The organism is Nonomuraea antri, assembly GCF_013283785.1.
In the GTDB taxonomy this organism is placed as follows: Bacteria; Actinomycetota; Actinomycetes; order Streptosporangiales; family Streptosporangiaceae; genus Nonomuraea; species Nonomuraea antri.
In genome coordinates this window covers 18,276-27,902 of sequence record NZ_JABCPZ010000146.1, presented here as the reverse complement: position 1 = coordinate 27,902, position 9,627 = coordinate 18,276, and the positions used below count along the sequence as shown (strand labels likewise).

Below are 9,627 nucleotides of genomic sequence, written 5' to 3'. Positions count from 1 at the left end.
CGCGACCCCGCCGCACCCCGTCCCTAGAGTTCGTGGTGGACACCATGGAGGGGCTCATGCGTTTCGAGACCGGCGTGCACGTCGACGCGCCCGCGCAACGGGTCTGGCAGGTCATGACCGACGTGGCGGCGTGGCCGGAGTTCACCCCCACGATGACCGAGGTGCGGCCGCTCGACGGCGGGCCGCTCGCGGTGGGCGCCCGGGTGCGCATCAAACAGCCGAAGATCCCGCCGCTGGTCTGGACGGTCACCGAGCTGACCCCGTACCGGTCGTTCACCTGGGCGGCGACCACCGGCGGCGTGCGTATCACGGCGGGTCACGTCCTGGACGGCGACACGACGGTGACGCTCAGCATCGAGCAGTCTGGGCTGCTCTCCCCGCTGCTCGCCCTGTTCACCGCCGGGCGAACGCGCGCGTACGTCCGCACCGAGGCGGAAAGCCTCAAGCGCCGCTGCGAGACGTGACGGTGCCCGGCTGGGGCCGCTACCCCGAATAGCCGGTGCACGGCCGAGGCGGCTACCCCGAATAGCCAGTGCACGACCGGGACGCTATCCCGAGTAGCCGGTGGGCCCGATGTCCGGGCGGATCTCGTCCCCGGCGTGGTCCTGCTCCTCCTCCGGCTCGGGCTCCGGCTCCTTCTGGGCCTCGGGCGGATCGGCGGGGACGGGCCGGCGCGCCTTCGGGGTGTCCGCCCCGGACCGCTCCGCGACCACGTCGTTCTCCCCGCCCATGCCCGTCGACTCCGGCAACTGGTCGGCGTTCTCGCTCATAGCCCCCACCTGCCCCTGGCACACCATCTGAACCCGCCGACCACCGCGAACGCCGCCACACACGCCCCTGCGAACGCCACCGCCGCCGCCCGCACCCCCGCGCCGCCGATGACGATTCGGACACAGCCGATGCCAGGCTGCGGATCGGGCGGCGACGATGGCGGCGTGCGCATCGCGAACCCCCTCTCCGCGCTCTTCGGCACCGCCGGCCGGCCCACCGGGTACGAGCTGGACCAGGCGCTGGACACCCTGGCCGCTGCCGTCCACGCGCACTGGAGGCAGGCGAGCCGGGCCCCGCGGTGGGACGGCGAGCCGGCCGTCCGCTGGCGGGTGCCGCGCTCCGCGCCCGACGACGCGGCCCAGGAGGCGGCCCAGGGGGAGGGCGTCCGGGCCCAGGACGACGTCCTGCTCGACGCCTTCCTGTCGCTGCCCAGAGGACGGCTGCTGATCACCGGCGGTCCCGGCTCAGGCAAGAGCACGCTCGCCACGTCCCTGCTGGTCCACCTGCTGGAAAGGCGCGGCCCCGACGACCGCGTCCCGGTGCTGCTGCCCGCCGCGAGCTGGGACCCGCTCACCGAGTCGCCGCAGAACTGGCTGGCCAGGCAGCTCGGCGAGCTGTATCCGGCGGTCGCCGTCGAGGCCGGCGACCTGGTGGCGCACAAACGTGTCCTGCCGATGCTCGACGGGCTGGACGAGCTGGATCCGGCCCTGCGCAGTGTCGCCGTGCAGGCGCTCAGCGTCTCGCTCGACCCGTCCGACCCGGTCGTCATCACCTGCCGCAGCGGCGAGATCGAACCCGAGCAGCTCAACCTGGCGCACTTCGCCGTGGTCGAGGTCCTGCCGATCTCCGCCGAGGACGCCGCCGCCTACGTCGAGCGGGCGCTGTCGCCGCCCGACGCGCCGGACCGGTCGCCTCGGGAGCTGTCGCCGAACTGGGCGCCTCGGGAGCTGTCGCCGTCCGACACGCCGAACTGGGCGTCTCGGGAGCTGTCGGCGTCCGACGCGGCGGGCTGGGCGCCGCTGCTGGAGAACCTGCGCGCCCAGCCGCAGGGCCCGCTCGCGCAGGCCCTGGACAACCCCCTGACGCTGCGGCTGCTGCGTGACACCTATCTCGAACCGGGCCGCGATCCCGGCGAGCTGCTCGACACCGCGCGTTTCCCCAGCTCGACCGCCATCGCCGAGCACCTGCTCGACAACCTGCTCGTCGATCTCCTCCCGCCGCGGCCGGACGCCCCGGCCGTCCCGTGGCGTCCCGGGCACGCCCGCAGGTGGCTGGAGTTCCTGGCCGGCAAGCTGAGCGCGACCCATGCCGTCGGGCTGAACTGGTGGGGGCTGGCCGGGGCGGCGTTCGGCGGCTGGATGCAGGCCGTCCCCCGGCTGGCGGGCGTGGTGGCGGTCACCGTGCTGGCCGCGTTCGGCTCGCCCGGGCTGTGGATCCTCGCCGTCCTGATCACTCTCGTCCTCGCGCAGTGGAACGTGCCGCGCCTCACCTCGCGCCGGCCGCTCGATCCGGCCGCGCTGGCCAGGCGGACGGTCGTCCGCGTGGCCACGCTGGTGCCCGCGGGCGCGCTGTGCGGCGCGGCCCAGGGGTTCTTCCAGGATCGCGCGGCCATCGGGGGGCTGAGCGCGGCGGGCGCGGCGTTCGCCGTCCCGTGGGCGCTGGCGTGGGCGCTGCTCGACTGCCTGCTCGTCTCGCAGCGGCAGCATCCCGTCGAGACGCCGCGTGGCTCGCTGCGCGCGGACGAGCGGATGACGTTGCTGGCCGCGAGCGCGGACGCGGTCGCGGCCGGGCTGCTCGCCGTCCCGGTGGCCTGGGCCACGGGCGACTGGTCGGCGCCGCTGCTCGGCGCGCTGGTCGTGGGGGTGCTGCGGGCCTCGGTCGGCAGGAGCACGGCCTACCACGTGGCCCGGGTGATCCTCGCCGTCCGCGGGCGGCTGCCGTTCCGTCTGATGGCCTTTCTGGACGACCTGTACCGGGCCGACGTGCTCCGCCGGGTCGGCGCGTCGTACCAGTTCAGGCATCCGCAGTTCCAGGACCGGCTGCAGGCCACGCACCTGGCCAGGAGCCGTGAGGCGCGGGCGGCGGCGCGGGACGCGCCGCTCGGCGACCGCCGGGTGCACGGCGAGATCGTGGACGAGACGCTCTTCCTGCCCGAGATGCGCGCCCGCATCGGCCTCGATCAGGACGGCGAGCGGCGGCGGGCGCTGCGCGAGGTGGCCATGGAGGTGCTGGCCACGAGCCTGGCCGCGGTCGGCGACGCGGGCGCCGAGCACTTCGGCCGCTACCGCCAGGCGCTCGACCGGCTGCGGCAGGCCGCCGAGCCGCCGCTGTGGGCCAGGCCGGGGCGGCTGTACGGGTTCGCCGTCTGGTTGCTGCCCGTCTGCGCCCTGTGGGCGGCGGGACTGCTGTGGGGGTATTCGACCCGGAGCTTCCTGATGTTCCTGGTGCTGGCCTCAGCGCTGCCGCTGGCGCAGGCGGAGGCGGTGCGCGCGCTGGCCCACCGGTCGGGCAGGCGCGGTGAGCGGCGGTTCACGCCCAGCCCGTGGAGCCTGCCGGTGGCGTACACGGTCGCCGCGGTGAGCCTCGCGGCGGCCGTCGCCACCACTCCCGCCCTGGTGGTCGTGCACGGGACCGCGACGGGCGCGCTCGTCCCCGTCGCCGGGACCACGCTGGTCAACGCGATCATCGTCATGGGCATCGCCTGGCCGCTGCTGCTGGCGGCGTGGCTGCTCACGCGTCCGCACCGGGCCTTGTACGTCGCCCTGTCCTCGAACAACCCGAAGGACTGGGAGATGACGCCGCCGGGCGCGCGCCGCCTGCGTACCGCGGCCGAGCAGGCGCGGCGCGACTGGATCGAGACCGCCGCCCGCGACGGCCTGATGCCGCTGCTGCGCCGCAGGCTCGACCCGGTGCGCAACGCCGACGACGACGTGCTGCCCGACATCGACCGGGCCCAGCTCGGCGACGTCAGCAGGCTCGACCAGCTCGTCGACACCCGGGTGAACACCGAGCTGCAGGAGCTGTTCAAGCACCGGGTCAGCGCGAGCATCGGGATCAGCGGCACCAGGGGCGCGGGCAAGAGCACGCTGCTGCGGCGGTGGTGCACGCCGTACTTCGGCTCGCCTGGAGAGGATCTGCGCCTGCTCGAACAGGCCCCGACGGCCTACGACCGGCAGGAGTTCCTCATCCACCTGTTCGCCAGGGTCTGCGAGCGGGTGGTCGGCGACCAGTCCCCGGAGGAGCCAGGACGGCGGCCGCTGCGCAGGCGGATGGCCGGCCTGCTGCCGCTGGCGGCCACCGTGACCGGGCTGGCGGCGGTGGTGGGCGGGGCGGCCTGGCAGGCGATCGGCCCGTCGCTGGGGTCGATGGTGTCGGCCGCGCTGGCCGCGCCGGCCACGCTGGTGATCGCGGCGGGCGCGGTGGTCCTGGCCGGGGGCCTGGTGGGCGCGGCGCGCACCGGCCGGCTCAGGCGCGCGGAGCCGGGCGTCGGCGTGGAGCAGGTGGCCGCCGCGCATCTGCGTACGCTGCGCTGGCGGCGGGCGCTCACCAGGACGCGCGACGGCAGGCTCACCGTGCCCGGCGGCAGCCTCACCGCGGGCAGCGCGATGGCCGAGCAGCGGACGGAGGCCGCCCGCACCTACCCCCAGCTCGTCGCCGACTTCCGCGAGCTGCTCGACCTGATCGCGCTGGAGCGCCGGGCCGCGGGCGGCCGGGTCATCATCGGCATCGACGAACTGGACAAGATCGGCACCGCCGAGGACGCCGAGCGGTTCCTCAACGACCTGAAGGCCGTCTTCGGCGTGCCCGGCTGCTACTTCATGGTGGCGCTGTCGGACGACGCGCTGCTCACGTTCGAGCGGCGGTCGCTGGCCGTGCGCAACACCTTCGACAGCGCCTTCGACAAGATCTTCGCGGTCCGGCCGCTGAACGTGGCGGAGTCGGCGCTGTTGCTGCAGCAGCGGGGCGTGCCGCTGCCCGACCGGTTCGTGTGGCTGTGTCATGCGTTGTCCGGCGGGCTGCCGCGCGACCTGCTCAGACGCGTGGACGACCTGGCCGCCGCCCGGTCGTCGCTGGGCCTGACCCGGCTGCCCGACCTGGCCGCCGAGCTGATCAGGCAGGACCTGGCCACGGTGCTCGGCGCCCAGTTGCGCACGATCGCGGCCGTGGCCACGTCGGAGGCGGCGGGCCTGACCATGTGGCTGGCCGCGCACGCCGACGCCGGCGGCACGGCCGACGGCCTGGAGAAGCTGGCCGGCGCCGGCCCCGTCACGACCGAGGAGGCCTGCCGGGCGCTGGTCGCGCAGACGCGGGCGTACCTGTACTACTGCGCGACCCTGCTGCGGATCTTCGCCGACGGTGACGCGGTGGCCCGGCAGTGGCTGGAGGCGTGCCGGGACCGGCCGCACCTGGTGGACCGGCTGTCCACGGCCCGCGCGCTGCTGGCCGGGGACCCGACGCTGGCCTGGCAGCTCGTCGACCGGCTGCGCGGCGAGGCGCCGGGGCTGCAGCCCATCCCCGCCGGCAACGGCACCGGCGCCGGTGTCGTCGGGTCAGGCGAGTGACGCCTCGATCTCGGCGCGGGCCGGCATCGAGGTGCTGGCCCCCTCGCGCTGCACCGACAGCGCCGCCGCGGCGGCGGCGAAGCGCAGCGCGTCGGCCGGGGCGCGGCCCTCGATCCTGGCCACCGCCAGCGCGCCGGCGAACGTGTCGCCGGCCGCCGTGGTGTCGACGGCCTTGACCTCCACCGCGGGCACCCGCAGCCGCTCGCCCGTACGCGAGCCGTACAGCGCGCCCGCGGAGCCGAGGGTGATCACGGCCTCGTCCACCTGTTCCAGCAGCGCGTCGAGTGCCGCGTCCGGGTCGTCGCGGCCGGTGATGGCGGCCGCCTCGTGCTCGTTGGGCAGGAGGAGCGTGACCGCTTCGAGCAGTTCGGCGGGCAGCGGGCGGGCCGGGGCCGGCGTGAGCACGACCTGGACGCCGGCCACGTGCGCGGCCTGCGCGGCGGCGACGACCGCCGCCATGGGCAGTTCGAGCTGCAGCAGCAGCGCCCGCGACGCGGCGATCGCGGCCAGGTCGTCGCCGGTCGGCCCGGTGACCGTGCCGTTCGCGCCGGGCACGACGATGATCGAGTTGCCGCCGGCGTCGTCGACCACGATGTGCGCGATGCCGCTCGGCCCGGGGACCTGGCGCAGGCCGCGCACGTCCACCCCGGATTCGGTCAGCGTGGTGCGCAGTTGCGTGCCGAACCCGTCGTCGCCGACCGCGCCCAGGAAGGCCACCTCGGCGCCCGCGCGGGCGGCGGCGATGGCCTGGTTGGCGCCCTTGCCGCCGGGCACGGTGCGGAACCGGTGCCCGGTGACGGTTTCGCCCCGCTTGGGGGCCTCAGAGACGTACGCGACGAGATCCATGTTCGCACTGCCGAAGACCGAGATCATGACGCCATCATCTCCTGGGTACGCCGCGCCAGTTCGTCAAGACCCACCCCGTCGAACCCGGTCAGGCTGCTGGCCAGGCTGTCGCGCATGAGCCATCGCTCGGGCACGCCCCCGTTGAGCGCCCCGGCGATCGAGCCCACGGTGGCCCCGGCCGAGTCGGTGTCCCAGCCCGCGGCCACCGCGCCGGCGATGGAGCGGGTGACGTCCCCCTGGCCGTGGACCAGGGCGGCCGCCACGAGGGCGGCGTTGTTGATCGTGTGCACCCAGTGCAGGCCGCCGTGGCGTTCGTGCAGCAGGTCGAGCACGCGCTCGAAGTCCGGCTCTCGGGTGGCGTCGGCGACGGCCAGGCGCACCGCCTCGTGCAGCCGCGACCCGGGCGGCAGCACCGACAGCCCGGCCTCGACGACCTCCGTCACCGACCCGGCGACCAGCGACGCGGCGCACATCGCGGCGGCGAACATGGCCCCGTAGATCCCGTTGGCGGTGTGGGTGAGCCGGGCGTCGCGCCAGGCGCACTCGGCCGCGGTGGCCGGGTCGCCGGGGTTGACCCAGCCGTACACGTCGGTGCGGATCATCGCGCCGATCCACTCGCGGAACGGGTTCCGGAAGGTGGCGGTGTGCGGGGGTTCGAGGCCGTCGAGCAGGTTGCGGTAGGCGATCCGCTCGGCGGTGAACGTGCGGCCGGCGGGCAGCTCGTCCAGCCAGAGCTTGGCGACGTCCTCGGTGCCGAAGCCGCGGCCGTGCCGCTCCAGCAGCGACAGGGCCAGCAGCGGGTAGTTGAGGTCGTCGTCCTCGGGGATGCCGTCGATGTTCTCGGCCAGCGAGTTGACCGCGCTGCGCCGGTTCCACGGCCAGCGTTCCGCGACCTCGGCGGGCAGGCCGCGGGCGGTGAACCAGCCCTCGATGGGCCAGTTGCCGGTGGCCTGGGCGATCTCCCTGATCCCGGCCCTGGGGATCTTCTCGACCGGCTTGCCCAGCACGCACCCGGCGGCCCGGCCGAGCCAGGCGCCGTGCACGCGGCTCGGGTCGACCCGCTTCTCCCTGGTCCGCCCGGCGGGCCAGGCCGGGGTGGCCGCGATGATGCCGGCCAGGTCGGACGGCTCGGGCAGCGGCGACGGGATGGCGGCCAGCTCGTCGAGCAGCGTCTCGGCCAGCGGCCTGAGCCGGGCGGCGCCCGGCTCTGAGGCCCCGGCCCTGGGCGGCGCGTCGTGGCCGCCCGCCGCGTGCCAGCGCGCGGTGATCTCGGTGACGTCCCTGCCGTCCTCGGCGGCCTGGCGGAGCTCGTGCCCCACCAGGTCCTCGGGCTGCACCCAGGTGAGCCTGATCATGCGCGGTCGAGCTCGGCGAAGGCGGACTCGTGCGCCCGCCGCCTGGCCAGGTCGTCGTCATGCACGCGGCGCGCCACCTCGGCGATGGCCAGCCCGGGAGCCACCAGGTCGGTACGGCTCGCGGTGCCGATCCGCGACACCCAGTCGCCGGGCACCGCGGACAGCCCGCCGAGCGCGCCCGCGATGGCCCCGCCCATGGACGCGATCGAGTCGGCGTCGCGGCCGTAGTTCACGCCGCCGAGCACGGTGTCGCGGAAGTCACCCTTGGCCACCACCAGGAACCCGAGCGCCAGCGGCAGTTCCTCGATCGCGTGCACCCGGCTCGGCCGGCGCGCGCCCAGGCCCTGGTCGCGGTAGGTGTCGGCGACCGTGTCGAAGGGCCGCACGGCCGCGCGCAGCTGCTCGAACGAGCCTTCCCAGTGCCCGAGCCCGCTCGCGGCCTCGCACACCGCCTCGATGGCGGCCCTGGTGCCGTCCTTGGCCAGGCGCAGGCAGGCGGCGATGACGGAGTCGACGGTGGCGCCCGGGCGCATGGCCTCGGCCACCGCCGCCGCCATGACGCCGGCCGCCTCGCGCCCGTAGCTCGACTGGTGCGCGCCGGTCAGGTCGATGGCCTCGGCGTAGGCGGCGTCGGGGTCGGCGGCGTTGACGATGCCGACCGGGGCCACGTACATGGCCGCGCCGCAGTTGACGATGTTGCCGACGCCGGCCTCACGCGGGTCGGCGTGGCCGTAGTGCAGCCTGGCCACGATCCACTTCTCGGCCAGGAAGATCCGCTGCAGCGGCAGCGCCTCGGCCTCCAGCTCGGGGATCCACTGCCGCTCCCCCATGAGCTCGGGCACGAAGTGGTCGGCCATGTCGTAGGCGCCCAGGTGGCCGCCGACCTTCTGGTAGACGCGGATCAGCGCGTGCGTCATCAGGGTGTCGTCGGTGATGTGGCCGTCGCCCTTGTGGTACGGGGCGATGGGCCGGGCGTTGCGCCAGTCCTCGTTGTACGGCGGCACGATGCCCTCCACCCGGCCGCCGTACCTGGTCACGATCTGTTCAGGGGTCCAGCCCTCGGTGGCGCCGCCCAGCGCGTCACCGACCGCCGCCCCCGCCACGCACCCGGTGGCCTTGTACTCAAGCGGCGTCATGCCGTCCCCTCCAAGAGTTCGATGAGATCCTTGCCCGCCAGGTCAGGCAGGCAGCAACCGGCCAGCCTGCGGGCCGGCGCGATCCACCCCTCCGGGATCGCGCCGTATCCCCCGCAGGCCCCCGTCAAGGCGCCGGTCAGCGCGGGCGCGGAGTCGGCCAGCGGGGCCAGGCAGGCGGCGGCGGGCACGGCCCGGCTCAGGTCGCCGCCCGACACCTCGGCCAGCGCCAGCGCGACCGGCACGGTCTGCGCGGCGCCCACGCCGTAGCTGTAGACGTGGTCGAGCAGTGCGGCGTCCAGCGCGGGCACCGCGCCGAACGGGTCGCCGGCCGCGCGTGCGGCTTTCAGCGCCTGGCGCGCGTTGTGCCCGATGGCGGTGCCGGCCGGCAGCACGTCGAGCGCCGCCCGCACCGCCGCGGTGACCGAGCCGGTCGTGACCGCCTCGGCCACGGCCGCGGCCATCGCCTGGGCGCCGAGCAGCCCGTCGCCGGCGTTCGTCACCTGGGCGTCCGCGCTCGGGTCCCGCCCCAGGGCGCCGAACGCGACGGCCCTGACGGCCGCGGCGTCGTCGAAATGATGTGGATTGTCGTGTCCGGACGCGGGTGGTTCCACGCCCTTGGCCAGGTTGTCCAGCGCGGTGGCCACCGAGATCCGCGCCCGCACGTCCGTGAGCTCCCTGAACGCCTCGGCCCGCGGCCGGTCGATCGTGAGCAGCGTCCAGGCCAGCCATTCCGCGTCGTCCGACGGCCCCACGGCCAGCGGCGCGACCGGCTGGTTCAGCGCGAACGGCACGGGCAGCGTGGTGACGCGGTGCTCCTCGGCGAACGCGTCGAGCTCGCGGTGCAGCCGCCGGCTCCAGGGCGCGTGCAGCGCGGCGCGGTGCCGGCTCGCGGGCCAGCCGACGGCGTCACCGACGGCCAGGCCCACGAAGGCGCCCCTGATTCTCTCCCCCGACATG

At 75.2% G+C, this 9,627-nt stretch carries 7 protein-coding genes; 2 read left to right on the top strand and 5 right to left on the bottom strand.

The window, feature by feature from the left end; all coding sequences use genetic code 11:
• On the top strand, nucleotides 1-464 hold a 464-nt coding region (locus HII36_RS35810), incomplete at its 5' end, for an SRPBCC family protein (protein ID WP_236004204.1).
• Nucleotides 465-548: 84 nt separating this feature from the next.
• Here HII36_RS35810 and HII36_RS35805 read toward each other — a convergent pair.
• Entirely contained in the window at nucleotides 549-770 is a 222-nt protein-coding gene (locus HII36_RS35805; RefSeq protein WP_173527748.1) for a hypothetical protein, read from the bottom strand.
• 165 nt (nucleotides 771-935) lie between these two features.
• Between HII36_RS35805 and HII36_RS35800 the strand changes: the two genes are divergently transcribed.
• Nucleotides 936-5,333, top strand: a complete 4,398-nt coding sequence (locus tag HII36_RS35800) for an NACHT domain-containing protein (protein ID WP_173527747.1) — start codon at nucleotides 936-938, stop codon at nucleotides 5,331-5,333.
• Here the strand turns inward: HII36_RS35800 and rbsK are convergent.
• Genes rbsK through HII36_RS35780 form a run of 4 tightly spaced genes read right to left on the bottom strand, consistent with a single transcriptional unit; the run spans nucleotide 5,322 to nucleotide 9,626 of the window.
• Nucleotides 5,322-6,206 carry a ribokinase gene (gene rbsK, locus HII36_RS35795; RefSeq protein WP_173527746.1) on the bottom strand — a complete coding sequence of 295 codons (885 nt, stop codon included), beginning with the start codon at nucleotides 6,204-6,206 and terminating at the stop codon, nucleotides 5,322-5,324. The genes HII36_RS35800 and rbsK overlap by 12 nt on opposite strands.
• Nucleotides 6,203-7,534, bottom strand: a complete 1,332-nt coding sequence (locus HII36_RS35790) for an ADP-ribosylglycohydrolase family protein (RefSeq protein ID WP_173527745.1) — start codon at nucleotides 7,532-7,534, stop codon at nucleotides 6,203-6,205. Before HII36_RS35790 ends, rbsK begins: the two co-directional genes overlap by 4 nt.
• Nucleotides 7,531-8,670 carry an ADP-ribosylglycohydrolase family protein gene (locus HII36_RS35785; RefSeq protein WP_173527744.1) on the bottom strand — a complete coding sequence of 380 codons (1,140 nt, stop codon included), beginning with the start codon at nucleotides 8,668-8,670 and terminating at the stop codon, nucleotides 7,531-7,533. Before HII36_RS35785 ends, HII36_RS35790 begins: the two co-directional genes overlap by 4 nt.
• Nucleotides 8,667-9,626 carry an ADP-ribosylglycohydrolase family protein gene (locus HII36_RS35780; RefSeq protein ID WP_173527743.1) on the bottom strand — a complete coding sequence of 320 codons (960 nt, stop codon included), beginning with the start codon at nucleotides 9,624-9,626 and terminating at the stop codon, nucleotides 8,667-8,669. Before HII36_RS35780 ends, HII36_RS35785 begins: the two co-directional genes overlap by 4 nt.
• Nucleotide 9,627 lies beyond the last annotated feature (1 nt).